A 25131-nucleotide genomic window follows, 5' to 3' on the forward strand; every position below is an offset into this window, starting at 1 on the left:
AAGAAGACAAAAAAGCAAAGCAGTTGTTATATTTCCTGATTTGGCCTGTTGTGCAAAAGTGGATAAAAAATATTTATCACTTTTTTTTGTTTTATTACGAATTTTCTTAAAATTTTTCCACTCTTTTGACGATAGCACTTATATATTGGTATGTTGCCAATAACCTCTGTGAAGCCTAATACTTAGCGGAGGGCGGAAGGTCCGAATAACTTCAATGGATGAAACGAATGACAGGTCAGCCAAGACAAGCTAAAATTTTGATTTGCCTGGTAGTCTCTATGACAGCCGGCGCAGCAGTGCTTATGGCACTGGATAATCAGTCGATATCAGCAGGCGCGTTCAGCCTTGCAAGCTATTCGTCTCTTGGCTCGATAGAATCTGTAACAATCACCCGTCAGGCAACAACCGCTGACAGGTGGAACATGATTGAAGTTTACTTCAGCAACACCAAAGGCGGCGACCTTGCACAAATCGCATCGCTTACCGGCCTGACAAGTGCAGACGATTTAAATTTCCATTTTCTCGTATGCAACAGCCTGGGCGACATTGACGGCCGGATTCAGCCGACTGAAAAGTGGCTCAATCAATGGTCGGCACTGCCGGCGGCAGGCTGGTACGGCACCAGCAAGACGATTCGCGTCTGCGTAGTCGGCGAAAAGACCGATGGCGCATCAGATTACCAGACAGGCAGAACTGAAGAACTGGTTGAAAATCTCGCCAGAAGCTTCAACGTCCCGGCTGCGAATATTCAATATCCTGCCGGCTGGAAACTGTAAGTAGTGCACAGTGAAGACTTAATACGTCCCCGTTCGGGGATCTCCGCTTTGCTCCGATGAATAGTTCAACTTTTCCCCAGTAAATATATCCCCCAAAGTAAATCTGTTTATTCTGCGAAAGTGTTTTTTTAACTTTTCGCTCTTCACTTTTAGTTTTCCACTTAATAAATTGCCTATTTTATCTTAACACTACAAAAAAGATATTTCTGCTTGACTTTCCACTTAATACACATATAATTATTCAACTTTTGGATTTCACACCGCCGGAGAAACCGCAGAGGAAATGTTGCCTCTTGGTTTGTTGGTATGTAGTTTTGGTTTGAATAAATCACAATGATTTTTCAGGAGAAGAGTATGAAGAAGATTATTTCAATTATCGCAGCAGCAATAATATTTTCGTCATCAACTTATGCAGCAAATTATTCCGGCGGCAGCGGGACAGAATCAGACCCATATCTAATCGCAACGGCGGTGGATATGAATACTATCGGTTTGGATGCTAATGACTGGAACAAATGTTTTAAACTCGTCGCTGATATAAATATGGCCGAATATACCGGTACAAAATATATGATTATTGGTACTGATTATTATACTCCATTCACTGGTACTTTTGATGGTAATGGACATGTCATCCGCAATCTAACATATATTACAACCATTGCAGTTGATTATATCGGCTTATTTGGCTTTGCCTCTAATGCCACAATCAAAAATTTAGGTCTCGAAAATGTCAATATAGATGCAAATGATGCGTATGTTGGTGGTTTGATCGGCTATCAATATGGTGGCACAATAACAAATTGTTACAGCACTGGCGTTATTGCTGCCTCCTCTGCTGGGGGATTAGTAGGGTGTCAGGGAGGAGGTACCATAACAAATTGTTATAGCACTGTTAAGGTTACTTCTTCTGCTATTGATTATGCTTATGCAGGTGGTCTGGTAGCATATCAAACCAGTAACACTCAGACCAGTGAAAGTATCATAACAAACAGCTATAGCACAGGCTCGGTTTCCGCTTCTTCCGGTTGTTATGCTGATGCAGGGGGAATAGTAGGGGAACAAGCTGCTGGTAGTATAACCAATTGCTATAGCATCGGACCGGTTGTTTCTTCATCGTCCTCTTCGTCATTTGCCTCGTATGCTGGAGGGGTGGCTGGGTATCAGTGGAGCGGTGTTATAACGAATTCTTATAGTGAGGGAGATGTTACTTCTACTGCACTCAATTCTTTTGCCTATGCAGGTGGATTGTTGGGTATGCAGTACGATCAATCTATTGCAGAAATTAATAAATGTTATTCGACTGGTACTATTTTCACAAATGGAGAAATTACATATAAAGGTGGTTTTCTTGGCTACTATGGTGGCAGTGGAATAATTACTGCCTGCTTTTGGGATGTAAATTCAAGCGGCATAAGTAATGGCCTTGGCTATGGTTCTTCCAGCGGCGCTGTTGGTAAAACAACTGTTGATATGCAAACACAATCGACATTTACCGGCTGGGATTTTAATACGCCGGTGTGGATGATTTGCGGACAGGATTATCCAAAGCTGATTTGGAATACGTCAACGGATATAGATGACGACAAGGATGTCGATTTTTCTGATTTTGCGATTTTGGCTGAACTTTGGCAGGCAGATGATTGCGGTTTCTGCAATGGCGCAGACCTGACCGGCGACCGCAAGGTAAATATGTACGATTTGAATATCTTTGTCGCCAACTGGCTGAAAGAAGAGCCTATCGCCGAGCACGTTAGTAATATTTGTATCAAATATAGTTATGATTATGAATCGCTGGACAGTTCGACAGATACCAATTATGATTTTGAATTTGTCATAGATACGGATGACACAGTTGAAAGAATAGAGTTTTTGACACCGGCGGGTAATACTTATGAAATAACCGCCACGCCGAATGAATGGGCAGATGAAACCGGTTGGTTTGATGTCGGTGGAGAACTCAACGATGATGGCGGATGGGAATGGTGGTATGAAGTAGAATTTTTTGGTGCAGCTTCGCTGGACAACTTTGGCGACGGCGAATATACCATTACGGTTTATTATAAAAATGGCCGAAGTCAGCAGACAACGGCGAACTTCAGTATCCCCGGCACAAACGACCCGCTTCCGCAACCAACTCAAATGCCGGTAATTACCAGTTTCGCCAACGGCGCAACTCTTACCTCGCCAATAACAGTTACATGGCAAGCCTGTACAGACCATAATGCAAATAATATTGTTTTAGATATTGAAGATTTGGCAACGGACGATGAATTGGAATATGAAGTTGATGTCGCCGCAACAGGTCTTGGCGATGCAATCCAATTAAATCCGGGCAATTATGAAGTTGAGTTGGACTATAGAGCCGCATATGGTGGGCCGAATAATGATGGCATTTATGTTTTCAGATGTAAATACGCTGAGAGCGATTATGAAATTACTGTTGAAGAACCTATCGCCGAACATGTCTATGAAATTGAAATCTGTCAGGGTATAGTATATGCGTCACCTGATAGTTCAACAGACACTATGTATGATTTTGAGTTTGAAATATATACAGACAACACTGTCGAACGAATAGAATTTCTTACTCCGGCTGGAAATACTTATGAAATTACCGAGACATCAAATGAATGGTGTTATGAGGCAGAATTTTTTGACGCAGCTTCGCTGGACAATTTTGGCGACGGCGAATATGTGATTACAGTTTATTATAATAATGGCCGCAGTCAGCAGACAACAGCGAACTTTAGTATCCCCGGCACAAATAATCCGCTTCCGCAAACAACTCAAATTCCAATAATCACAAGTTTTGCAAATGGTGCAACTCTTGTTTCACCAGTGACATTTACATGGCAGGCGTGTATAGACCCTAATGCAGAAAATATTTATTTGGGCATTGAGAATCAGGCTACAGATGAAGAATTAGAATATGACCTTGTACTTGCCGCAACAAGTTTACCTAATTCAGTAGGGTTAAGTTCAGGCGGCTATATGATTGATTTAAGCTATGAAACGGATTATGAAATTGTGAACAGTGATGGGATTGCTTTGTATCTGTGTAAATACGCCGAAAGCGATTACGAGATTACGATAGAATAGTTTCATTTGTGCGGATGGTTTAATATTAACAAGGATGTGATATAAAGGAAAAAGTGATGAGAAAAAATAATACATACAATCTTATTTTAACATTACAAATTATGGCCATTACAATTCCGCTGATATTTTTCTCAAGCGGTTGTACGATGGTGGCACATGATATGACAATAGATAAATATCCTTTTCTGCACACAACGATAGCACAGGCTCCGCCTCAAAATCCGGCATATTCACGTGTGGTTGTATATTCGCCTCGTGCGCCGCTTGGCGGTTTCAGTGTGAATCCGATTGAAGCGGTAGGCGGGTGGGACGTACTGCCGGTAATAATCGAAGGACAAGCCGGAATATTTCGGGGAGATATTTTAGACCAGACAGGTTATTATATCGACATCCCGCCGGGCGATTATAAAATTACCGGCAAACCGACAGCTATAGTTGATGACAAAAAAATTATTAATACCTCTTTCGCAGCCTCTAAAATATACGTGATAAAAGCTGAATCCGAAGTAGGCGTTGTAACATCGAAAACACCTGTGATTAGTGATGATATAGACCAGGCGATGAAGGATATGGAAAAGAGAAAGGTTCGTTATTGTCCGCCTACTGGAATGACCAAGAGTCTTAAGCGATTACCGCTGCAGCCGACATTGATTCCAAAGGCCGAGGCAAAATCTATATGGGAGTCTTCTCCATTACCGCAATCCAAACAGGATTCTGCCGCGAGAGTTTATATATTAAACAGAACGTGCGTTGTTGGCGCTGCGTTGCGGCCACTGGTTGGTGTGGATTGTTTGCCGGATATTGAAATCGACAAGACCAAATACATTTGCTTTGAGGTTACTCCCGGCAGGCATATTTTGTCAGCTAAAGTAGGATGTTTTACGAAAGAAGGGTATATGCCGGCGATGGGATTCATTGTTGATGTTAATGCAGGGCAGGACTTTTTTATTGATTTTGACCCGATTAAAGGTTTTGGTTTTGTAACGCAAGATAAAGCGCAGGAACTCGTGAAAAAGCCGGGCAAATTAGCGAAGAATGGATATTACCGCCGCATTTCTTCTTCGTCGTTACAATAAATGTGAATTTTATTTGTTTTTATTTTCTGCTAATTGGCGGATGACATCGTAGAGCGATTGAGTGCCGTCGCGGCCGCGGCCTTGTGCCTGCAAAACTGTAAATAATTCTTTTATCATCGCAACGCCGGGCAGCGGTTGGCCAATCTTCTCGGCATACTCAAGCACGAGTCGCAAATCCTTGACCTGCAAATCGACCATAAACGTCGGCTTGAAATCGCCTGCGATAATCTTCGCGCCCAAAACTTTCAGCGAAAAACTTCCGGCTGCGCCTGAAACTGTAGCATCAAGTGTCGTCTGTAAATCCAATCCCGCCTGCTTCGCGAACGCCAGGCCTTCAGCGGTACTCATTATCGTGTGGACGACCATAACCTGATTTGCGAGCTTTGTTATCTGTCCAAAACCCGACGGCCCGCAATATGTAATCGTTCTGCCCATCGCCTCGAAAACAGGGCGGAGCTTTTCGAAAGCTTCTTTGTTGCCGCCGGCCATAATTGATAATTTTGCTTCGGTTGCGCCGAGCTGTCCGCCGCTGACAGGAGCATCAATCAAAATCACCTTTTTATCAGCGAGTAATTTTGCCATCTCTTGCGTTTCGGTAGGGGAAATGGTTGACATATCAACGCAAATCAATCCCGGTCTTGCGGATTCGATAACGCCTTGTTTGCCGAGCAAAACATTTCTCACATCAGGCGTGTCGGTAACGCAGGTAATAACTACATCAGCATTTTTCGCCGCATCGGCGGGGGAGTCTGCCCATGTCGCGCCTGCGGAAATTACATCCTGTGCTTTTGATTTTGTGCGCGAATTAATAATTAACGGGAAACCGGCTTTAAGCAAGTTCAAGGCCATCGGCCTGCCCATTATGCCCATGCCGATAAAGGCGATGTTTGATTTTTTCATTGCAATGTCGCTTATATTGAAGATTGAATATTGTAGATTGAAGATTTACGGAAACGCCTGTGGCGGATTTGTGCTAATCTTCATTCTTCAATTTTCAATTTATCTAACGATTCCTAATCTTCGGAGTGAATTTCTCGACCATTTCATACTCTTGACCTGTGCCCAGAGCAGCAGAAGAATTGAAAAACATCCGAGCCCGACGTATCTTGCGTAAACGCTGAATGCCTTTTCGAATGTGTTCATATCAGCGTACATCAACCAGCTTGCCAGAAGTTCAGCCGGTTTGAAAATTGTGCCGACGCCGACGGTTCTGAAAATGGTCTGCCACGGCATAAGCACGACAATGAACAGCAGCGAAATGAAAAACGCTTTTGTAACGTGACTGATTCCACCGAGTTTGCCGACAAGTGAAATCATCAGGCCGAACAGCATCGACATCGCGTAAATCACCGAACTGATTATCAGCAGATAATTGCAAATGCGAATTGCCCATGCGATTTTTTCGAAATCAATTTTTGTACTGACTATCTTGTTGGAATATTTGTGCCAGCCGTCGTTTGGGTCTAATAGAGCTTTGTTTGCGTCAACCATATTCGGCGAAGCTACTTTTGCGGCGGCATTATGGGCAGCCTTTTCGATTGTCGGTGCGTTCGGCTCGATTTGGCCGTAGTTCACATGGCCGGTTGCCATAAGCCAAAAACATCCCTGCAAAACAAGCAGGCAGATGAAACAGACAAAGAAAAATAGATTCTTATTGCTTTTAAGCGTACCGATAGCCTCCAGACAATCTGTGGTTTCAAGAAGCTGGTCCTGCTTTTTTCCGTCTTCAGACATTTCTATACTCCAAAAATGTATCTCGTTATTCGCGAAGCGTGAAGCGAAATACGAAATACGCTTCACGAGATGCGATGATTATATCGTATCAAGAGCATTTTGTGCAGAAAAAAGAGTTTTTGCAAATCCTTTTTTTAATATGCCGTCAAAACCATTTCAAAAGCCGGTAATAACTATCTAATACCAATAAATAGGCTTAGGTTGGTTGTAAAGTTTGCGCATATTCCGCATATTCACACTATTCGGAAATCAATGCCGTTATATGCTGTATCAGATTTTTCCGGATGCTCAATCAGGCTTCATTATGGATACAATCTTTAAGTACCCAAAGTGCAAACAGTTGCGTTTAAAAAGGCTTATATTTTGTTATTGCAAAAAGTCTTAAATTGCTTATACTCTCCGGTTTCTAAGTATGTTTTCTATAAGTCTTTAGAATTAAAATCTTTAAAGTTTTTCGGAGAAAGATATGCATTTGGTCAAGTGGATTCGGAAGAATATGGGCAAATTGATGGCCGTATTCGTTATTGTAATTATGATTGCTTTTATTATGCCAAGTTTGCTCAATGAGCTTTCAAAGCCGAGATACGGCGGCCAAAGCAATGCGATGTACACTTACGGCGACGGCAAATCAATTACCGCACAAGACCTTCAGAATGCTTCGGTTCAGCTTCAGGCTCTTCGCGGTTTGATGGTTGATAGACTTCTGCCGGCATTGGGCGATTTGCGTTCAGTGCTGCTCGGTCAGCTTTTGTTCCCGGAATCTGAAAACGCCGCTATGGTAAGCGACGAATTAAAAAATGCAGCTATGCAGAGCGGACTTCGCATTAATTCTTCCACGATTGACGAGTTTTTCAAACAGTCTCGCGGCAGAGCGGAGCTTTTCTTTATCCTTTTACGAGGCCAGGCCGAGAACGCAGGCTGTGCTGTTACGCCTGAAATGGCTGGCAATACGCTGAAAAATGTTATTCCGCAAATGACTAATAATCAGGTCGATGCCGCTACGCTGGTGAAAAATATTTCTACGTCAACCGGCATGTCCGATGACCAGATATTGAGAGCCTTCGCGGATGTTTTAACAATTATCGCTTATTCGAGAATCGTAACAGATTCTGAAAATGTTACTGTATCGCAGCTCGAAAATACCTATGCAAGAATCAACGAAAGAATGGATGCCAATTTCGTTCAGTTCTCCGCGGCTGATTTTGAAGACAAAGCATCGCAGCCGACGGATGCACAAATTACAGGTCAGTTCGAGAAATTCAAGAACGTAATGCCGGGCGTTATCACCGAAGAAAATCCAATCGGTTTCGGTTATAAGCTGCCTGCTCGCATCGCTCTGGATTATATGCTGATTAAAATCGATGACGTGAAAAAGAATGTAACGCTTCCGACAGAAGAGGAAGTTGAAGAATTTTATCGTCAGAATCTTGAGAGGTCTCCGATTACTATCGAAGTTCCGCAAGACCCGAACGACCCGAATTCCAAAACCGTTAAGAAGCAGAGACCTTATGCTGAAGTCGCTGATATGATTAAAAAGGGTCTGTACGCTCGAAAGGTAAATGCGCAGGGCACAAAAATTATGAGCCGTGCGATTGAGCAGACCGACAGCGGTTTTGAAGGTGTGGATGTTGAAAAGACAAGTCTTGAAACATTGAAATCGAAAGCGGGCGATTATAGTGCAGTCGCTCAAGCGATTTCCAAAGAGCATAACGTTAAGGTTTATACCGGCAGAACATCTCTGCTGACAGCCGCTGATCTCCAAGCGGGCAACGACATTAGCGGACTTGTAATAGCCGGTCAAAGCAGAACGCCGACGCGTCTTGTTAAGCTTGTGTTTGCCGTTAGTCAACTTGGCGACGAGGCGGGAAAACTGGGACCATTCGAACCTGCCGCTCCAAAAATGTTCGTAAGTGCCGGGCCTCTTTCAGACATGGCAGGCGATGTTATAGCGATTGTAAGAGTTGTCGATGCAGTTAAGGCACAGGCTCCTGACAGTATTGATTTCAGTTATGTCAAAAATCTTCCGAATATCGGCGAACCAAATGCCGCTGACGATAAATTCGTATTGAAAGATGTTGTTGTAAAAGATTGCAAAGAGCTTGCCGCTGCCCAAATTGCAGACAAGGCCGCCAAAGAGTTCTTCGAAACGGTTAAAAAGGACGGCTGGGATTCAGCTCTTGCAAAGATTAACACTCAATACGGCAAAAAGAACGCTGCCGACCCGAACGCAAAAACTTTCGATATTCGCAAGATGAATAATCTCAAGAGAGTTTCCGCGATGGATATTGAGCTTACGAAGATGCGGGTTGCTGGTATGATGGGTGCTGAAAGCATTGTTGACCAGAGTATGGCTTACGGCAAACTCATCGATTCTTTCTATGCTAAACATCAGGAAATGCAAACCAATAAAGAACAGTTTCCTGTTATGCTCGAGTTCGATTCGAAGCTTTCAGTTTATGTAATCAAGAGCATGAAAGTTGCAAGCCCCGGTACAGACCAGGAATTTAACAGTATACGTCAGCAGATAGCTTTGCAGGAAGATTTTATCGATGCGCAAAGCGCAGCGTTTGGCTTCTTTATGCCGGACAATATTACCGCAAGGTCGAATTTGAAAGCTATGGAATCTGAAAAAGCCGCTGATGCAAATGATGCCAACGGAGCGAAATAGTGGCACAGCCATCAGCTAATATGAAAATGCCCGCCTGGGTACTTACTATATTCGCGGGTGTTCTTGCGTGGTGGATACCAGGCGCGGGTCATTGGCTGATTGGCGAACGAAAGCGTGCTGTTATTATTTTTGTTTCGCTTATGTTTGCTTTTACAGTCGGGCTTTTTATCGGCTCGATGGGCGTTTTGGAAAAACCATGGTTTTATGCGCAGATTTTATTTTCTCCGATAGTCGCATATCTGGAACACTTGAGCAGTTCTGTGCTGCATCTGGATTCGTTCGGCAGGCCGCGTGAAATCGGCGAAATTTATACCGGCATCGCAGGAATGATGAACCTTTTGTGTATTGTCAACGCAATGTATTTAGCACATTGTAAAGTTAATAAATAAATCAGTGTAATCCGTGTAATTAGTGATAAATAATACATTACAATTTGTTTTGGCGAGTTTTACGTCGCCCATTCACATCGGCACAACGCCGTATAGTTTTCTGCTTGCGCTGCCTCTGATTGCGATTATTGCGATTGTTTACAAAGCGACGAAGATGGAAAAAATCGAACTGGTGCCGTTTGTTCGCGAATCGTTTCTGCTGTTCGGCTCGATTTTGATTTTTATGGTGCTGACAGCCGTCGGTATTTTTGTTTTTATGAAATTAACAACCGGCTAAAATTTCTTTCTAAATCTTGCTGTCGGAACTTTCATAATTTTGCGGTATTTGGCTACCGTTCTTCTTGCGATATCTTTTACGCCCGCCTCTTCAAGTTTGCTTTTAATCTCGTCATCATTTAACGGGTTCGATTTATCTTCGCCGTCGATAATCTGCTGCATCTTTGCGCGGATAGCCTCGAAACTCTCGCTGCCTCCACTGCTGCTTTCCATACCACCGCCGAACAAATCACGCAAAGGCATTAATCCCTGCGGCGATTGAATGTATTTACCGGCAACCGCACGCGAAACTGTCGCAACGTGCACGCCAATTTTGTCAGCAACTTCTGACATCGGCAGGGGCTTTAGATACATTTTGCCTTTCTCGAAAAATTCGCTCTGGCTTTCGACGACAGTGCGCGCGACTTTCAGCAGCGTATGTTTCCGCTGCGTAATCGCGTCCATCAGCCATTTGGCCGAACGGATATTGTCGTTAAGAAACTGCCGTGTTTTCGTATCGAGCTTGCGGTCTCGTGCCATACCGGAATAATATTCATTAATCCGCAGCGAAGGAACGCTTTTGTCCGCAAGCATAACTTTAAAGCCTCCGCCGGATGTCGGCTCGACGATAATATCGGCTTTGATTGGCGGATTTTTCATTCTGCTGATTTGCAGGCCCGGCGACGTATCGAATTTTCGCAACCGCAGAATCGCCTGATTGATGCGTTCAGTACTGCAATTCATTTTTTTTGCTATTTCAGGCAGTTTATTTTCTAAAAGTTTGTCTAAATATTTTGAAATAAGCTCTATCTCAAAGCTCATATCTTCGGAAGATTGTTTTATCTGAATCAGCAAACACTCTTTCACATCCCGTGCGCCGATGCCTGCCGGCTCAAGTTCGTGAATGAGTTTCAGTGCGTTTTCGAGGTCTTCAAGATTGAAGTCGTTTCTGTCTTTATTGTAAAGCTGTTCAAGCCGAACTTTCAGATAGCCTTTCTCGTCGATGTAATCGATAATCTGTTCGCCGGCGTTTTTCACTTTCTCGTCAGCATCGATAAGCCGCCACTGGTCGAGCAAATAATCGTGCAGCGACATTCCCAAATCCGGCGTGTTGTTCATCGCTTCGAGTTTTTTATCCGGCTCGTCATCGCCATATCGCTGAATTTCAGTGCGATAAAAATAACCGTCGGTATCGTCGGCGAATTCTTCAACCTTGCTGAAATCCTCGCCTTTTTTGCCGCCGGTACCTATCGCTTCGGCGTTCGCGGTGTTAATTTCCTGCTGCTGGACAGTTTCGGCGTTGCCGGTTTCTTCCGGCTCTTCGGCTTCGAGCACGGGATTGCTGTTTAGTTCGGTCTCGATTTTTTCAAGAAGTGCCAGTGTTGAAAGCTGCAAAATTTCCATAGACTGAATCATCCGCGGCGCAAGCTTCATACGCTGCTCCATACGCATTTGATTCGTCATATCTAATTTCATACCACTTCCAGAAAAATAAAGTCGTCCAACAGCAAATTTTATTCCAGAAGCCCTAATATATCAAATTTCCATGAGAAAAGCAATTTTTTGGGCGAAAAATGAAGAAAAATTTTGAAAAAACCCTATTCTAAAGGGTTTCTGCCGAGAATAGCGTCTGTAAGGATTGCCCCGCTTGCGTATTCTATTTGGCTTCCGCCCGGTAGGCCTCGTGCAAGGCGTGTAACTTTAACGCCGAGTGGTTTGATTAATGAGCTGATATATAGTGCCGTGCCGTCGCCTTCGACGGTGGGGTTGGTCGCCATAACGACTTCGCTGATTTTTTCATTTCGGATTCGGCTGATTAAATGGTCGATTGTCAAATCGCTCGGCTCAAATCCATCGAGCGGTGCGATTCTTCCGCCTAGAACGTGATAGAGCCATTTGCAAAGTCCGGTTTTCTCAAGTGCGATAAGGTCTTTGAATTGTTCGACAACGCAGATGATGCTTTTGTCTCTGCGCGTGTCTGTGCAAACTGAACACAATTCACTTTCCGAAAGATTATGACATTGTTTGCACTGACGAACACTGCTTTTGAGTTTTGTGATTGCCTCAGCTAACAGAATCGCTTCAGTTTTTTCAGTCTTGAGAATATGAAACGCCAAACGCTCCGCAGTCTTGGGCCCAATGCCCGGCAGTTTTGCAAGTTCATCAATTAATTTATTCAAACTTTGTGTATATGCAGCGTTGGACATTATTGCAATTCCTCGACATCAATAATATTGCCTTCAAGCTCCGAAAGAATATTTTTTATAAAAGGATTGGCTGCGGCATCGTCCATTACTTTTTTGCCCGCCTTTGCGCCTTTTGGTTTCGGCATTGCCACATTCTGCGAAGGCGAATTAATCAACTCAAAACTTACCTTCAACTCTTTGCCAATTACTTCAGTCAATACCTGTGCAATCGTATCGGCTCTGCCGTTGCTCTGGCAAAGGTTCATCGTAAATTGCTCCGCGGCACCAAAGCCCAGTGCAAGCGTGTCGCCGTTAAGATGCATCGGCGTTGCCTTTTTCATAAACTCACCGATTCTTGCATTGGTAATCGATTCGGTGATTTCGTTCCACTTTGCTTTTATCTGCTCGAAACTGCAATTGCTGTCGAGAACCTGTTTTTGCTGCGGCGCTGAAGCGGCAGTTTGCGGGGACGTGGACTGTGTTGATTGTGTGGGCTGTGTAGGTTGTTTATAAACGGGTTTTTCAATTACCGTATTGTTTTTTTTTAAGCTGTCAGCAGAACTGACGTTTGAATTTGCTCCGTTAAGCAGTTCCGGAATGCTCATAAAGTGTTCGGCAAGAGCGACCCGCAGCAGCGACGCTTCAAGCAACGCACGCGGATTATCGCTGTTCTTCACAGGCCAGCGGAGTTTTTCAAACAGCGAAATATTATAAACGATTGCCGGTATGTCGAAATGTTCAGCGATTTTCGACAAGACTTTCTTTTCCGCCTCGGTCAAAATCACAAGCGTGGAAGCGTCTTTCGCCGCTTTAAGCACCATCATATCGCGAAAACTTTGAACCATTGCATCGAGCAAACCTGTGCAGCTTAATCCGCCGACGATTAAATCATCAACCGACAGCAATGTTGCGCCGGCATCGTTTTGGCCGATTTTTTCAAGCAGCAAATAAACTTTTTCATTGCTCGGCAATCCCAGCAGTTCTTCAAGTGATTTAACACTCAATGGCGGCTCGGCTGCGCTGATGAGCTGGTCGAGCAGGCTCAACGCATCACGCATCGAACCGTTTGCGAGTCTTGCCAGCGCGATAATGCAGTCGTCTTCGAATTTAATATTTTCATCGCTAAGTATTTTTTTAAGCTGCGAAATAATATCCGCAGGACTGATATTCGTAAAATCAAACCGCTGACAGCGAGATTGAATTGTTGCCGGTACTTTGTTGGCTTCGGTGGTCGCGAAGATGAATTTTATATGAGCCGGCGGTTCTTCGAGAATTTTCAGAAGCGCGTTGAACGCTTCGGTCGTGAGCATATGCACTTCGTCGATGATGTAAATTTTAAATCTTGCTCGTGCCGGCCGGTAAATCGCATTATTGCGAAGCTCGCGGATATTTTCAATGCCGCGGTTAGATGCACCGTCGATTTCGATAACATCGATATCGTCGCCGCTGTTAATATGCACGCAGCTATCGCACTCCAGACACGGCTCGATTGTCGGCTTGTCGGAATTAAGACAATTCAGCGACTTGGCGAGGATTCTGGCGGATGTGGTTTTGCCGACGCCTCTTGTGCCGGTAAAAAGATATGCGTGTGCTACTTTGTCGGTTTTTATAGCATTTTTCAATGTCTGCGAAATCGCAACCTGTCCGACAACATTGTCGAACCGTTGTGAGCGATACCTTCTTGCAAGCACTGTGTAAGCCATTTTTGCTCCGAAATAAAGTGAAAAAATTATAATAAATCTAAATGGCAAATTAGTCAAATTGAATTAATTATAAGGCATTTTAGCTTGTTATTTTATTGAAATTTGATACTATCAATGCGGCCGGGGCCTAGGCTATCCGGGTCCGCGAACCTGGTCAGGCGGGGAACCGAGCAGCCATAAGCGATCATCTGGTTGTGTCTGGCAATCCCGGCCTTTTTTAAAAAAAAGATATCAGAGCCCTGAACGTTAGTGAGGGGTAATTTAAAAGTGATTATTGTCATTAGTTCGAGGGATGAAAATGAAAGCTAAAATTGACGATAGCTGTACCGCCTGTGGTTTGTGTGTTGATACTTGTCCACAAGTTTTCCAAATGGGCTCCGATAAGGCAGAGGTGATTGTCAATGAAGTCCCGCCGCAGTTCGAAGATACTGCTCAACAAGCCGCCGACGAGTGCCCCGTCGAAGCAATCATCATCGAGTAGAATTATTCAACTTTATTGAATCGCGATAACGGCCAATAGAGCCAGTTCGCCTTGCCTTTTATCGTTGCAATTGGAATTGTCCCATAATTTCTGCTGTCGTATGAGTTGTTTCTGTTATCGCCGAGAACAAAACAGTTATATTTCGGCACGGTTATTTCTGCAAAATCATATTTCTTTTCATCTGCCGACTTCTTCAGGAAAATTTTATATCTTGCGCTGCCGTTTATTTCATAAAACATATCGCCCTGAAAATTCGGGTCGTTGCCATTGATATTCAGCGCATCAAGTTCTGTTTTTGATAAAGGCTGCCATTCGAGCATTTGGCCATTAACATAGAGCCGGTTATTTTTCATTTCAACCCTGTCGCCTGCCATCGCAACAACTCTTTTTATATAATGCTGCAGTCTGTTTTCAGGATTGAGGAAAATTACCACATCGCCTTTCCGCGGCTCAAGTTTGTTGTACACGGTTTTATTTGCTAAAACTCTGTCGCCGTTAAGAATTGTTGGATACATAGAGGATGCAGGCACTCTGAAAGCTTCGCAAATATTTGTTTTTACATAATAAGCAATTCCGACACTGCCGCTCCAGCCGCTCATAAAAATCAACAGTAAATAAACATACCACTTATTATATTCCTTTATCTGATAATTTGGGCTGGTATGTTTTGCCAGATATATTGAATCAATGACGGCGATGAGTTCAATAATCCCGCCGAAAATAATCATTCCGGCAGCGGCCAATATTAAAGTTAAGGTATTCTTGAAGAGAAGAACCATTACGAACAGAGAAATCGGCAAAGTATTTAGTAAACTAAGAAGTAATCCTCTGAACAATTTTCCACAGTACACCTGGCCAAGTCCGGGGACAATCATTGACAGCATTATAGCCATCCAAACATGTCTTTTGTGTTTATTTACAGTTATTTCTGTCATTTGTATATTCCTTAAGCCAATGCCATAAAAATGAAATATATTACTCTTAAAAATCCTGCAACTGCACCTGTTACAATCAAACCATTTCTTATAATTGCGTGTGTGGAGATAATTTCGATAATCCGCGGGATATCGAACCATCTTGGCCGCCGTTCATATTCAAAAATTCCGCCCATCACCTTGTCTGCAAATGAATCCGGTATTTCAATTTTTTTCTCTAACCAGCTTTCGTAAATTTTTTTCTTGTCCATTATATTACCCAATCCAGGCCAAGTGCCTTTGCGAGTTTTCGTTTTGCTCTGTGCAATCTTGTTCTGACAGTGCCTTCGCGAACGCCTTCGATTTGAGCGATTTCTTCGTAAGGCAGCTTTTCAAATTCAGCAAGGACAAAAACTGTCTTCTGGTCTTTCGGCAGTGAATGTAATTGCCTGTCAAGCTCATTCATAAATTCCTGCTTTTCAAGCTCATCGCCTTTTTTGTTTTCAGCGATTTCCGGAAATTCATCGACTGTCTGTGCGTTCTTTTTCTTTATCGCGTTTAAACTTTTGTTGCGTGCGATGGTGAAGAGCCAGGTTGAAAATTTGCCGCGTGCGCTGTCGAACGTTGAGAGTTTTTTATAAGCGGAAAAAAATACATCTTGCGCGATATCTTCGCAAATATGTCTGTCATTAACTATATTGGCTATTATCCGCATAACAGAATTTTGATATCGTTCGACCAGCATTCTGAACGCTTCACTGTCGCCGTTAATTATATTTTTGATTATTGCCTGTTCGTCAATCATCCGGATATCTTAATAATAGTTACAATATGTTATACAGCCGTTTGTTTGAAACGTTACAATAATTCTGGCGATTTTGTTAAGTGCTTGCTTTTGCAGGACTTCCGGCTATAATCATTCCTTAGATATGGAATATGTACACGGCTACAACCCACGAGAAAACATAAGATTGCAGGATCAGGCGTCCACGCTGGTCGAGCTTCTGCATTCTGATACTATTTACCCCAAAGGCAGTCGAGTTCTCGAAGCAGGCTGCGGGGTTGGCGCTCAAACCATCACGCTTGCTAAAAACAGTCCCGATGCGCAATTTACTTCGATTGATATTTCCGAAAGCTCAATAGCGCAGGCGAAAAAGAAAATCGCAGATGCCGGATTTACAAACGTAACCTTTCAGCAGGCCGATATTTTTAATCTGCCATTTTCGCCGGAATCTTTCGACCATATATTTTTATGTTTCGTTCTCGAACATCTGCCAAATCCGCTCGATGCTCTGCGTGCGTTGAAAAAATTACTCAAACCCGCAGGTACAATTACCGCCATCGAAGGCGACCACGGCTCAACATATTTTCATCCTGATAATAGAGCATCACACAAGGCGATTCAATCGCTTGTAGATTTGCAAAAGGCCGCCGGCGGAAATGCCAATATCGGCAGAGAACTTTTTCCGCTTTTGAATTCCGCAGGTTTTGAAAAGGTTTCGGTTTCGCCGCGAATGGTTTATGTTGATGCGAGCAAGCCGAATTTTGTCGAAGGTTTTACAAAAAACACTTTTACCGCGATGATTGAAGGTGTGCGTGAATCTGCTGTTAAAGAGAAATTAATAGACGCCGAAACTTTTGAGCAGGGGATTAAAGGATTATATCGAACAACCGAATCGGACGGCGTTTTCTGTTATACTTTCTTCAAAGCAACCGCAGTGAATTAACTACCCGATAATTCTTTACTTCTCTTTGCCGCTGCTGCGAGCGCTTCGTTTACAATCTTTTCAAAATTATGTTTTGCAAAGACTTTTAACGCCGCTTCGGTTGTTCCGTTTGGCGAAGTAACTTTCTGCCGGAGCACATCTACTTTTTCGCCTGCCTTTGCGCGTTCGATTGCCAGCAGTGCTGCGCCGCGAGCTGTAACTAAAACTGTTCGTTCGGCAAGTTCCTTATCGAGTCCGAGTTTGGTTGCGGTTTTAATCATCTCTTCCATCAGCAAAAAGAAATACGCAGGACCTGACCCGCTGACCGCTGTAACGGCATCTAAAAGTTTTTCGTCCTGAACAGAAGTAACATATCCGACAGCGAGGAAAATATGTTCCGCTTCGCCGAGCCGGTCTTTTGCCGCAGGTGTTGCGTACAAAACGGAAGTACCCTGGCCAATCAGCGCAGGAGTGTTCGGCATTGCGCGAATCACAGAATCAAAGCCGAGATTTTTGCGAATTGTTTCGGTAGTTATTCCTGCCGCGATGGAAACGATAAGCGTGTCGCCGGTAATTGAGCCTTTGATTTCGCTAAGCACCGCAATCATATTCTGCGGCTTGATGCTCAATACGAGAATATCGACTGCCCTGGCGAGTTTGACATTCGTTGTAAATGAGATGTTGTATTTTTCAGTAAGTTCATCGAGCCTGTCTTTGCGGACGTCGGCGATGAGAATATCTTCCGGCCGATAAGTACGCGCATCGATAACGCCTTTGATAATCGCTTCGGCCATATTGCCGGCACCAATGAATCCAATTTTCGACATCTAAAATTTCCTTTGTTCAAAACACAGCGTGGGCTAAAGCCCACCCTACGAGACGGTCAGAAAACATAGTTTTCTACAATTCTATCGTATAAATAAAAAATTGCAATCAGCTAAAATGTTAGTAGATTTTTGGCATAGAATCTTCTAAAATAGTGGAGATTTGAAAGGTTGAACTAATGACGCAGCAGGAGCAGATTCAATATCTTGCCAACTTGTACTTTCTGGCGGGTGCCGGTCGCAGTTTTGAAGTTGAAGAGGATTACGTCTTGCAAGATATTGCCAAGGGAATAGGAGCCGGCTATCTTGAGACGCGCAAAGCACTCGATTTTTCCGGCCAAAAGGATTTTCAGATAAAACTGCCGACAAGATATTCCGAAAAATTCCGCTGTCTTGAGGATATGCTTTTTCTGGCGATGAGCGATAATAAATTAGACCAGATGGAAAAGGAAATCATATTAACGTATTCGAAAAAACTTGGCATAAATCAGCAACAGTTCGACCAAATCCACCAGGAGACAATACAGAGACTCAAAGAGGCGAAGAAACAGTAAAGTTAAGGCTTACAGTATTTCCAGCGCAATCAGTGTAATGTCGTCGGGCTGCAGATAGTTTTTGCCCTGTCGGACAACTGTTTCGAATTCAGCCACCAGATTATCAGCGGGCAAACCTGCTATTCCCAGGAACCAATTATTAAATTCAAACGATGTATTGTCGTTTGTTGTGTTAATAAACGGTTCTGCGCCGTCAGAATACACAAGCAGTTTATCGCCGACGGACAACTGAATGGTTTCCTGCTGGAACTGTGCGCTGTCGAAAATGCCGAGCAGCGAGCCTTTTGACTGGAGCAGTTGAGGCTGTTTATTTTTTTGGATCAGAATCGGGTATGGATGCCCAGCTCTGCAGAATGACAATTCAAGAGTTTCCGTGTTGAGCAGGAAATAACAGCTTGTCGTAAACTGGCAGCCGCTTAAATTCTGTTCAAGCATTCGTTTGTTAAGTGTTGTTATAACTTCCAGCGGCGAGAATATTTTGTATTCGTTGCCGGTTGTTTGGCGCATTTGAATAGCATGTTTGAGGAACATCGTCAACAGCGCCGCGGGTATCGAATGACCGACAGCGTCGGCAAGATAAAATCCGATATGATGTTCGTCAAGTCTTGCGACGTCATAAATATCGCCTGAAACCCAGTCAGCGGGCATAAACGATATCGCCCAATTGAGCCTGTTGCTATTCGGCAGTTTGCGCGGAAGGAAATCTCTCTGCACAAGGCCTGCCATTTTCAACTGATGTTCGAGTTGTTCAGCGTGATATTCTTTTTGCGTTATGTCAATATTCAACGGCTGAATTTTCGGTTTGCGATAGACGTTGCTTATTTTGACTACTGGCACAACCTGCGCGAAAGACTGCTTGTTGATAACGTTAAGGATTGAGAATTTGCTCAAGTCGATATTTTCAGATTCGCCGTACAGCACGGTCGGTATTTTCGCCTTGTCTAATGTTTGAATTACTTCAAGAAGCTGCTGATGCTGTTCGTGCGGAATGGATTCTGTATCGATAATTGCCGTGCCGATTGTTTCGGGATAAAACTCTGTTTCCAGAAAGGAATTGAAGTTAGCTTTTTTCCAGTTGAAACGCTCTATATCCAAAACTTTCTGCAGATCCAGTCTGATGGTATCCGCATTTGTAATGAAAAGTGCGTCAAAAAAAGTTACCGTAGTTTTATTTGATTTTGCCAATGGCCTATCCTTATCACAGTATTCGATGTATTGATACATATATTTTCGGCTATTTTCGGCTGGGACTTGCGAATAATAGTTATGCCTGATACAATCTTAATATCTTGTTTGTGTTTTATCGGACTTTATTTTGAGAGGGTAAAAAAGATGTGTCAATCGAATCCGGAAATGATGATAGCACCATTTATGATATTTGCAGCGATTTTCATGCTGATTTCATTTGTTGTGCTTTTGTTTAAAATTTTCCTCTGGTGGCGTGTATTTTCAAAGGCCGGCTTTAGCGGGGCTTTCGCATTATTAATACTTATCCCCGGTCTGGGCGAATTGATAATTATTTGCGTGCTGGCTTTCTCGAATTGGCCGATTACAAAAACGCCGCCGTTGCCGCAACAGCAGCCGCAGGCCTAATATTAGCCGGCAAAAATCGCTGAACCGATTCGCAGGATAGTCGCGCCGTATTCGATTGCTGTTTCGTAGTCCTGACTCATACCCATACTTAGATGGTTGAATTCCGGGCCTGCCATTTTTTCGCCTTTGATTTCCTCGAACAGTTCCCGTGCGCGTGCGAAACTTTCCCTGACCAAATCTTTATTCATAGTCAGCGGCGCCATTGTCATCAGGCCGGCGAGTCTTATATTCGGCATTGTAACAATCTGCTCGACAAGATGAATCGCCGCTCCGACCGGCACGCCGTATTTTTGCGGTTCCTGCGAGCAGTTTACCTGCATCAGGATTCTTGGCGTAACAAGAGCTTTTTCCGCGTCTCTGCTGACTTCCTCGGCGACGCGAAGTGTATCGACAGAATGGATAAACTCGCAGTTGCGCAAAAGCTGGCGGACTTTATTTCGCTGCAGATGGCCAATCATGTGCCAGTTGATTTTTTTGGGGAACGCAGGGTCGGCTGAATTTTCATTCAGAAAAATATCGAGGTCTTCGGCTGTGATTTTCAAATGCTGTACTCTGTTTTCGCCAAGTTCCGTGCAGCCCAGACGCACGACCTGTTTTATCATATCCATATTGGCGGACTTTGTAACAACGACGGTAGTAATTTCAGAAGTTTGTCTGCCGCATCGCTGACAGGCGGCGGCGATATTGTCCTGAACTCGTTTCAGATTATCTGCGATTTTATTCATCGGTCCATCTATATAGATAAGTAATTTATTTGCGGGATAACATTATGGAAGAAATTTTGCCGGGTTCTTCAGTTTTTTCGGCAAATATTCATTCACAACGAAATCAAGGCCGTGCTTCGCGAAAGCCTGCTGCTCGACACGGACGCCCATATTAAGCATTTGATTTATCGCCGCCTGCCATGGTTTATGGTGTTTTACGAAGGGGTCGTTTTTCAGAGCGTCCTTTGCTCGCTTTATATCCACGTCTTTCAGCGGATGCGTCGGCAGTTTAAAGTCTATAATATCCTGCGGCGTAACGCCGAGGAATGATGATTTTGGAACGCAGAAATATTCGTTAAGATGCGCCGCGTTTCCGGAGCCTACTTTCAATGTTCTGTAAATATTGAAATATCCGTAAGGGTCGCCATCGACAAAGGCGTAAACAGGAGCTTTCAATTTGTCTGAAAGTCTGCGGATGAAACGTCTGCACGCGCGGGTTGGAACGCCGCCCATACTGATAAGGATGCAGTTGTTCTTGTCCCAGTAATCGTATTTGACAAGCCGCTGGAACGCACCGGCGGTTTCTATGGCGAGGATGAATTTCGCGTCGCTTTGGAATTCGAGATTCTCAACGTCGGTGGGAATTGAATATGAACCTGAACCGAATTTTGTGCAGTCGATTTTCAGCTTGTTGCCCTTGGCATCGTGGTCGATGACAAAAAGTTTGCCTGCGACTTCGCCGCCTTTTTCTTCAGGGATGAATTTCAACTGTTCACGATTGACGCCGAACATCGCCTCGATGTCGTCCATAATCGTGTCGGATTCCGGCTGCTCATCGAAGCCGGCCTTGCCCCAGTTTTTGGAGATATAGTAGGCCTCTCTTTTGGTTGCCATATCTTTTGTGTCGATTAGCTCTTTCGAGAGAGACATCATTTTTAATGTTTGCGCGAAAGTCTTTACTGTGCTGACAGTCAGAGTTCGTACTTTGTTTTTGCCGAGGATTTCGAAATGTCCGGCGTTGGACACATATTTTACGTTCCCCAGTGAACGAACAGGTGTCGACATCGTCGGCTTTTGCCGTTTCATAATCTTGTCCTGAACGTCCTTAGCGGCGTTTATGATTTTTTCAGTTACAGGTAATGCTGTTTTTTTAGTCATTTAATTAGGGCTTCCCGTAGAAATATAAAAATAACAATACGACATCATAATCTAAAGCCAAAAAATATGCAATTCAAGCCTAAAGTTTATGCGATTTTAGAGGGAAAAGAGGCTTGACAAGGTGTAAGGTTTCTGATTTTATAGAGTAACTCAAGCGGGAATTCAATTGACTTGCACCCTTGAAATCGTTATAATAATCACAAAGTAAATATCTGCGTGTAGGTAATGCAGTTTTAAAATCCTCGGCGAGGCTGTGTCAAGCCAGTGGTTACCCCCCAGCCACTTTGACCGTCTCGCCATTATTTTGCGCAGTAAATCACATAGTTGAAGCGTTTCTACGCTTTATGTTGTGGTGTTACCGGCCTGTAATCTGGATTTTAACGGTTCTTCTGCGGGGGCCGTCGAATTCGCAAAAGTAAATTCCCTGCCAGGTGCCCAGCAGCATTTTGCCATCCTTTATTATTACCGTCTCACTGCATCCGACAAGTGAACTTTTTACGTGAGAATCAGAATTTCCTTCGCTGTGCCGGTAACCCTTGCGATTTGCGGGGATAATTTCCGAAAGCGTCAGCAGGACATCGTGCACGACATCGGGGTCGGCATTTTCATTAATTGTTATTGCGCCGGTTGTGTGCGGGCAGAAAATTATTACTGTGCCCTGCGCGATTCCTGATTTGTTAATGATATTTTGAACCTCATCGGTAATATCGAGCATTTGATTGCGTTTGTCTGTTTCGACAAAGAATGAATCATTAATAATTTTCATTTTTTTCTTTCATCTTTTTTAGCCTGTTTTATTGCCTCAAGATGCAAAACATCCTGTTTGTCCTGCGGTCGATTGAGTGTTTTTTTTGACTTAATCAACGCATCCAGGCTTAATACGTTGTATGTTTTTTTATCGATATTGATTGTAATCGCATTTTTTAAAACTTCATCGAATTGGCCAATTCCCTGTACTTCACCGAGGCAATCCAATTGTCCAATATCTGTGTCTATGTAAAGATTTTTAAATTTTTTTATATTCTCATCGTTTAAAACCAAAACCGGACGCTTAGGATTCATTCTGTGAACTGGATGTTTATCCTTAATGGCTCCAAATAATTTGCGAAGATTCTCTGAAGAGAATTTGCAACAGATATCTATGTCCTGTGTGGTTCTGGTTGAACCGTGAATAATGCTCGCCAGACCACCAATGATAACGAATTCGACATTGTGGTCGCGCAGTTTATCAATCAAATTTATAAATTTATCTTTCATTATTTGGCGGTATTATGAAATTTACGGAATGTTTGTAATGCGATTGCGTGTCGTTCAAGGCGCTGTTTTGGGGTTCTTTTCAAATTGTCCAAAAGCATATATACATCAATTCCGTGGCGTCGTGCTCTTCTTAATGCCGGACAGGCTTGAATCAGTTTTTCATATTCAGCAATCATACAGTCACACTGATCGCGATTGAATTTTCCGGATAATCCGCGGGTAAGTGCTTTGAAAATGATAACTTACCATTTCAATCGCGGGAATTTACTACCCTGAAGGGTATATTATATCACATTTTTTCGAGAACGTCTATGCCAAGTAAATTTGTCAAACCGTGCTTAATTATTTGTGCCGTTAGCTCGCAAAGCAAAAGCCGCGATGCTCTTGTTTCCGGCTCGGAATCCAGAACAGGGCACGCATTATAAAACGCGCTGAACTTACCCGCCAAATCGTAAAGATAAGCAGTAAGGAAATTCGGCTTCAAATCGGCAATCGCGACATTAAACGCTTCGCCGTACCGGATGAGCTGTTTAGCCAGTTCTAATTCCGCAGGCTCGTTTAAAGTAATTTGTTTTAAATCGGCCAATTCTTTTACGGTATCGATGCCTTTTTCCAGTCCTTTTCGGCCGATGGATTTTACACGCGCGTAAGCGTACTGCATATACGGAGCGGTGTTGCCGTCCATCGCCAGCATCTTATCGAAACTGAAAATATAATCGCTCGTTCTATTGTTTGCATAGTCGGCGTATTTGACCGCGCCGATACCGACAGCCTGTGCGATTTGTTCTTTTTCATTTTCAGCAAGCTGCGGATTTTTTTCTTCGACGACCTGCTTTGCTCTTTTTACCGCCTCATCAAGCAGCTCTTTGAGTTTCACATTTTCGCCGGAGCGTGTTTTTAAAGGCTTTCCGTCTTCGCCGAGAACAGAGCCGAAAGTGATATGAACAAGATTTGTATTTTTCTTCCAGCCGGCCATTTCAGCTACTTTAAACAGCATTTCAAAGTGCAGCTTCTGCCGAGCGTCAGTTACATAGATAATTTCATCTGCTTTTAATTCGTCAACACGGAAACGCAGTGCCGCCAAATCCGTTGTCGCGTAAAGAAACGCGCCGTCAGTCTTTTGGATGATGAAAGGCATAGGATTGCCTTCTTTTGTTTTGAATCCTTCCGGGAAAACGCAAATCGCACCGTCAGATTCAACCGCCAATCCCGCTTTTTTTAAGTCGTCAACGACATTTGCAAGCATATCTCTATAATAACTTTCACCTCTAACGTCTTTCCGCGTTAAAACGGCATTTAGCGTTTTGTAAATTTCTTCACAGGGTTGAAGAGATTCCTCTACAATATTTTTCCATTCTTGAATGATTTCTTTATCGCCAGAATGTAACTTGACTACACAATCACCAGACATACTTGCAAAATCGGTATCTGTGTCAAATTGTTGTTTAGCCTCACGATATGATTTTTCAAGATCAGAGATGTCATAAGATGTTTTATTGTTCTTTTTACGATCAGCTATCAACATTCCAAATTGTGTTCCCCAGTCGCCGATATGGTTTTGCGGGATAACATTACAGCCGGCCTGTTTCAACATTCGGCAAATACTATCGCCGATGATTGTGCTTCGCAAATGGCCGACGTGCATCTGTTTTGCGATGTTCGGGCCGGAAAAATCGACCACGACAGTTTTTGCTTTTTGGGATTTATCGATGCCGAGATTTTCGGTATCGTTTTTTATATCAGAAAGAGATTTTGTAATAAATTCCGGTTTCAGTCTTAAATTTATGAAGCCTGCGCCGGCAATTTCCGGCGTTTGGCAAATATCGTCTATTTCAAGATTGGCTATAATCTTTTCAGCAAGCTGGCGGGGGTTTGCCTTTAATTGTTTGGCAAGGGCAAGCGCGTTATTGCTTTGATAATCGCCGAATTTCGCGTCGGTGGCAGCCGTTACAATCGCGGGGATATTTTGGCCGGTTGCCTTTTGAATCGCGTTACTTATTCGTTCAGAAATTATTTGAATTGCAGGTTTCATTTGCCACAGAGTTTTTCTT

The 25131-nt window shown here is 43.4% G+C and carries 25 protein-coding genes and 1 other RNA gene; 11 read left to right on the plus strand and 15 right to left on the minus strand.

Features of this window, described 5'->3' with window-relative positions; all coding sequences use genetic code 11:
- The first annotated feature begins 227 nt into the window (after window positions 1-227).
- From LLF92_00665 to LLF92_00675, 3 genes are all read left to right on the plus strand, one after another.
- Window positions 228-776 carry a hypothetical protein gene (locus LLF92_00665; protein MCE5339624.1) on the plus strand — a complete coding sequence of 183 codons (549 nt, stop codon included), beginning with the start codon at window positions 228-230 and terminating at the stop codon, window positions 774-776.
- Between the two features lie 354 nt (window positions 777-1130).
- On the plus strand, window positions 1131-3878 hold the full coding sequence (locus tag LLF92_00670) for a hypothetical protein (protein MCE5339625.1): 2748 nt from the start codon (window positions 1131-1133) through the stop codon (window positions 3876-3878).
- 56 nt (window positions 3879-3934) lie between these two features.
- A complete protein-coding gene (locus tag LLF92_00675) occupies window positions 3935-4954 on the plus strand; it encodes a hypothetical protein (protein ID MCE5339626.1) in 1020 nt (339 codons plus the stop codon).
- A gap of 9 nt (window positions 4955-4963) precedes the next feature.
- Here the strand turns inward: LLF92_00675 and LLF92_00680 are convergent, their stop codons facing one another.
- Window positions 4964-5854: an NAD(P)-dependent oxidoreductase gene (locus LLF92_00680; protein MCE5339627.1), complete on the minus strand. Its 891-nt coding sequence runs from the start codon at window positions 5852-5854 to the stop codon at window positions 4964-4966.
- Window positions 5855-5953: 99 nt separating this feature from the next.
- Window positions 5954-6688, minus strand: coding sequence for a hypothetical protein (locus LLF92_00685; protein ID MCE5339628.1), 735 nt, complete (start codon window positions 6686-6688; stop codon window positions 5954-5956).
- A gap of 466 nt (window positions 6689-7154) precedes the next feature.
- Here LLF92_00685 and LLF92_00690 point away from each other — a divergent pair, with 466 nt between their 5' ends.
- Genes LLF92_00690 through LLF92_00700 form a run of 3 tightly spaced genes read left to right on the plus strand, consistent with a single transcriptional unit; the run spans window position 7155 to window position 10022 of the window.
- Entirely contained in the window at window positions 7155-9356 is a 2202-nt protein-coding gene (locus LLF92_00690) for a hypothetical protein (protein ID MCE5339629.1), read from the plus strand.
- On the plus strand, window positions 9356-9745 hold the full coding sequence (locus tag LLF92_00695) for a hypothetical protein (GenBank protein MCE5339630.1): 390 nt from the start codon (window positions 9356-9358) through the stop codon (window positions 9743-9745). Before LLF92_00690 ends, LLF92_00695 begins: the two co-directional genes overlap by 1 nt.
- A gap of 22 nt (window positions 9746-9767) precedes the next feature.
- A complete protein-coding gene (locus LLF92_00700) occupies window positions 9768-10022 on the plus strand; it encodes a hypothetical protein (protein MCE5339631.1) in 255 nt (84 codons plus the stop codon).
- Here LLF92_00700 and rpoN read toward each other — a convergent pair.
- The 3 genes from rpoN to dnaX form a co-directional block, all read right to left on the minus strand.
- Window positions 10019-11476, minus strand: coding sequence for an RNA polymerase factor sigma-54 (rpoN, locus tag LLF92_00705; protein ID MCE5339632.1), 1458 nt, complete (start codon window positions 11474-11476; stop codon window positions 10019-10021). The genes LLF92_00700 and rpoN overlap by 4 nt on opposite strands.
- 122 nt (window positions 11477-11598) lie before the next feature.
- Window positions 11599-12207 (minus strand): recombination mediator RecR, encoded by a 609-nt coding sequence (gene recR, locus LLF92_00710; GenBank protein ID MCE5339633.1) that lies wholly within the window; start codon window positions 12205-12207, stop codon window positions 11599-11601.
- Entirely contained in the window at window positions 12207-13889 is a 1683-nt protein-coding gene (gene dnaX, locus LLF92_00715; GenBank protein MCE5339634.1) for a DNA polymerase III subunit gamma/tau, read from the minus strand. Before dnaX ends, recR begins: the two co-directional genes overlap by 1 nt.
- Window positions 13890-14007: 118 nt before the next feature.
- Here dnaX and ffs point away from each other — a divergent pair.
- Together ffs and LLF92_00725 are read left to right on the plus strand one after the other, a co-directional pair.
- An RNA gene (gene ffs, locus LLF92_00720) (signal recognition particle sRNA small type) lies at window positions 14008-14105 on the plus strand.
- Window positions 14106-14163: 58 nt separating this feature from the next.
- Window positions 14164-14370: a ferredoxin gene (locus LLF92_00725; protein MCE5339635.1), complete on the plus strand. Its 207-nt coding sequence runs from the start codon at window positions 14164-14166 to the stop codon at window positions 14368-14370.
- 2 nt (window positions 14371-14372) lie between these two features.
- Here the strand turns inward: LLF92_00725 and lepB are convergent, their stop codons facing one another.
- From lepB to LLF92_00740, 3 genes are read right to left on the minus strand one after another with little or no spacing between them, the layout of a single operon-like run.
- Entirely contained in the window at window positions 14373-15305 is a 933-nt protein-coding gene (gene lepB, locus LLF92_00730; GenBank protein ID MCE5339636.1) for a signal peptidase I, read from the minus strand.
- An 11-nt stretch (window positions 15306-15316) separates the two neighbouring features.
- Window positions 15317-15556 carry a hypothetical protein gene (locus tag LLF92_00735; GenBank protein MCE5339637.1) on the minus strand — a complete coding sequence of 80 codons (240 nt, stop codon included), beginning with the start codon at window positions 15554-15556 and terminating at the stop codon, window positions 15317-15319.
- Entirely contained in the window at window positions 15556-16089 is a 534-nt protein-coding gene (locus LLF92_00740; GenBank protein MCE5339638.1) for a sigma-70 family RNA polymerase sigma factor, read from the minus strand. The genes LLF92_00735 and LLF92_00740 overlap by 1 nt, the downstream gene beginning before the upstream one ends.
- A 124-nt stretch (window positions 16090-16213) precedes the next feature.
- Here LLF92_00740 and LLF92_00745 point away from each other — a divergent pair, with 124 nt between their 5' ends.
- Window positions 16214-17011 (plus strand): class I SAM-dependent methyltransferase, encoded by a 798-nt coding sequence (locus LLF92_00745; protein MCE5339639.1) that lies wholly within the window; start codon window positions 16214-16216, stop codon window positions 17009-17011.
- Here LLF92_00745 and proC read toward each other — a convergent pair.
- A complete protein-coding gene (gene proC, locus LLF92_00750; GenBank protein ID MCE5339640.1) occupies window positions 17008-17817 on the minus strand; it encodes a pyrroline-5-carboxylate reductase in 810 nt (269 codons plus the stop codon). The genes LLF92_00745 and proC overlap by 4 nt on opposite strands.
- 176 nt (window positions 17818-17993) lie before the next feature.
- Here proC and LLF92_00755 point away from each other — a divergent pair, with 176 nt between their 5' ends.
- Window positions 17994-18368 (plus strand): TerB family tellurite resistance protein, encoded by a 375-nt coding sequence (locus LLF92_00755; GenBank protein MCE5339641.1) that lies wholly within the window; start codon window positions 17994-17996, stop codon window positions 18366-18368.
- Window positions 18369-18377: 9 nt separating this feature from the next.
- Here the strand turns inward: LLF92_00755 and LLF92_00760 are convergent, their stop codons facing one another.
- A complete protein-coding gene (locus LLF92_00760) occupies window positions 18378-19553 on the minus strand; it encodes a serine/threonine-protein phosphatase (GenBank protein ID MCE5339642.1) in 1176 nt (391 codons plus the stop codon).
- Between the two features lie 147 nt (window positions 19554-19700).
- Here LLF92_00760 and LLF92_00765 point away from each other — a divergent pair, with 147 nt between their 5' ends.
- On the plus strand, window positions 19701-19961 hold the full coding sequence (locus tag LLF92_00765; protein ID MCE5339643.1) for a hypothetical protein: 261 nt from the start codon (window positions 19701-19703) through the stop codon (window positions 19959-19961).
- A gap of 2 nt (window positions 19962-19963) precedes the next feature.
- On the opposite strand, the gene LLF92_00770 is transcribed toward LLF92_00765, so the two are convergent.
- From LLF92_00770 to argS, 5 genes are all read right to left on the minus strand, one after another.
- Window positions 19964-20686, minus strand: coding sequence for a YggS family pyridoxal phosphate-dependent enzyme (locus LLF92_00770; protein ID MCE5339644.1), 723 nt, complete (start codon window positions 20684-20686; stop codon window positions 19964-19966).
- Window positions 20687-20728: 42 nt separating this feature from the next.
- On the minus strand, window positions 20729-21823 hold the full coding sequence (locus tag LLF92_00775) for a DNA topoisomerase IV subunit A (GenBank protein ID MCE5339645.1): 1095 nt from the start codon (window positions 21821-21823) through the stop codon (window positions 20729-20731).
- 355 nt (window positions 21824-22178) lie between these two features.
- Complete coding sequence (locus LLF92_00780) at window positions 22179-22589, minus strand: secondary thiamine-phosphate synthase enzyme YjbQ (protein MCE5339646.1); 411 nt, start codon at window positions 22587-22589, stop codon at window positions 22179-22181.
- Entirely contained in the window at window positions 22586-23080 is a 495-nt protein-coding gene (locus LLF92_00785; GenBank protein MCE5339647.1) for a nucleotidyltransferase, read from the minus strand. The genes LLF92_00780 and LLF92_00785 overlap by 4 nt, the downstream gene beginning before the upstream one ends.
- 289 nt (window positions 23081-23369) lie before the next feature.
- Entirely contained in the window at window positions 23370-25112 is a 1743-nt protein-coding gene (gene argS / locus LLF92_00790) for an arginine--tRNA ligase (protein MCE5339648.1), read from the minus strand.
- Between the last annotated feature and the right edge of the window lie 19 nt (window positions 25113-25131).

It is taken from the genome of Planctomycetaceae bacterium, assembly GCA_021371795.1.
In the GTDB taxonomy this organism is placed as follows: Bacteria; Planctomycetota; Phycisphaerae; order Sedimentisphaerales; family UBA12454; genus UBA12454.

Excerpts from the sequence above, each read along its gene's own strand:
- rpoN (MCE5339632.1), bottom strand. The coding sequence starts at position 11,476 with ATGAAATTAGATATGACGAATCAAATGCGTATGGAGCAGCGTATGAAG.
- LLF92_00665 (MCE5339624.1), top strand. The coding sequence starts at position 228 with ATGACAGGTCAGCCAAGACAAGCTAAAATTTTGATTTGCCTGGTAGTC.
- lepB (MCE5339636.1), bottom strand. The coding sequence starts at position 15,305 with ATGACAGAAATAACTGTAAATAAACACAAAAGACATGTTTGGATGGCT.
- recR (MCE5339633.1), bottom strand. The coding sequence starts at position 12,207 with ATGTCCAACGCTGCATATACACAAAGTTTGAATAAATTAATTGATGAA.
- LLF92_00740 (MCE5339638.1), bottom strand. The coding sequence starts at position 16,089 with ATGATTGACGAACAGGCAATAATCAAAAATATAATTAACGGCGACAGT.
- argS (MCE5339648.1), bottom strand. The coding sequence starts at position 25,112 with ATGAAACCTGCAATTCAAATAATTTCTGAACGAATAAGTAACGCGATT.
- LLF92_00745 (MCE5339639.1), top strand. The coding sequence starts at position 16,214 with ATGGAATATGTACACGGCTACAACCCACGAGAAAACATAAGATTGCAG.
- LLF92_00785 (MCE5339647.1), bottom strand. The coding sequence starts at position 23,080 with ATGAAAGATAAATTTATAAATTTGATTGATAAACTGCGCGACCACAAT.
- LLF92_00685 (MCE5339628.1), bottom strand. The coding sequence starts at position 6,688 with ATGTCTGAAGACGGAAAAAAGCAGGACCAGCTTCTTGAAACCACAGAT.
- LLF92_00735 (MCE5339637.1), bottom strand. The coding sequence starts at position 15,556 with ATGGACAAGAAAAAAATTTACGAAAGCTGGTTAGAGAAAAAAATTGAA.
- LLF92_00690 (MCE5339629.1), top strand. The coding sequence starts at position 7,155 with ATGCATTTGGTCAAGTGGATTCGGAAGAATATGGGCAAATTGATGGCC.
- LLF92_00675 (MCE5339626.1), top strand. The coding sequence starts at position 3,935 with ATGAGAAAAAATAATACATACAATCTTATTTTAACATTACAAATTATG.
- LLF92_00765 (MCE5339643.1), top strand. The coding sequence starts at position 19,701 with ATGTGTCAATCGAATCCGGAAATGATGATAGCACCATTTATGATATTT.
- proC (MCE5339640.1), bottom strand. The coding sequence starts at position 17,817 with ATGTCGAAAATTGGATTCATTGGTGCCGGCAATATGGCCGAAGCGATT.
- LLF92_00680 (MCE5339627.1), bottom strand. The coding sequence starts at position 5,854 with ATGAAAAAATCAAACATCGCCTTTATCGGCATGGGCATAATGGGCAGG.
- LLF92_00670 (MCE5339625.1), top strand. The coding sequence starts at position 1,131 with ATGAAGAAGATTATTTCAATTATCGCAGCAGCAATAATATTTTCGTCA.
- LLF92_00755 (MCE5339641.1), top strand. The coding sequence starts at position 17,994 with ATGACGCAGCAGGAGCAGATTCAATATCTTGCCAACTTGTACTTTCTG.
- LLF92_00780 (MCE5339646.1), bottom strand. The coding sequence starts at position 22,589 with ATGAAAATTATTAATGATTCATTCTTTGTCGAAACAGACAAACGCAAT.
- dnaX (MCE5339634.1), bottom strand. The coding sequence starts at position 13,889 with ATGGCTTACACAGTGCTTGCAAGAAGGTATCGCTCACAACGGTTCGAC.
- LLF92_00775 (MCE5339645.1), bottom strand. The coding sequence starts at position 21,823 with ATGACTAAAAAAACAGCATTACCTGTAACTGAAAAAATCATAAACGCC.
- LLF92_00770 (MCE5339644.1), bottom strand. The coding sequence starts at position 20,686 with ATGAATAAAATCGCAGATAATCTGAAACGAGTTCAGGACAATATCGCC.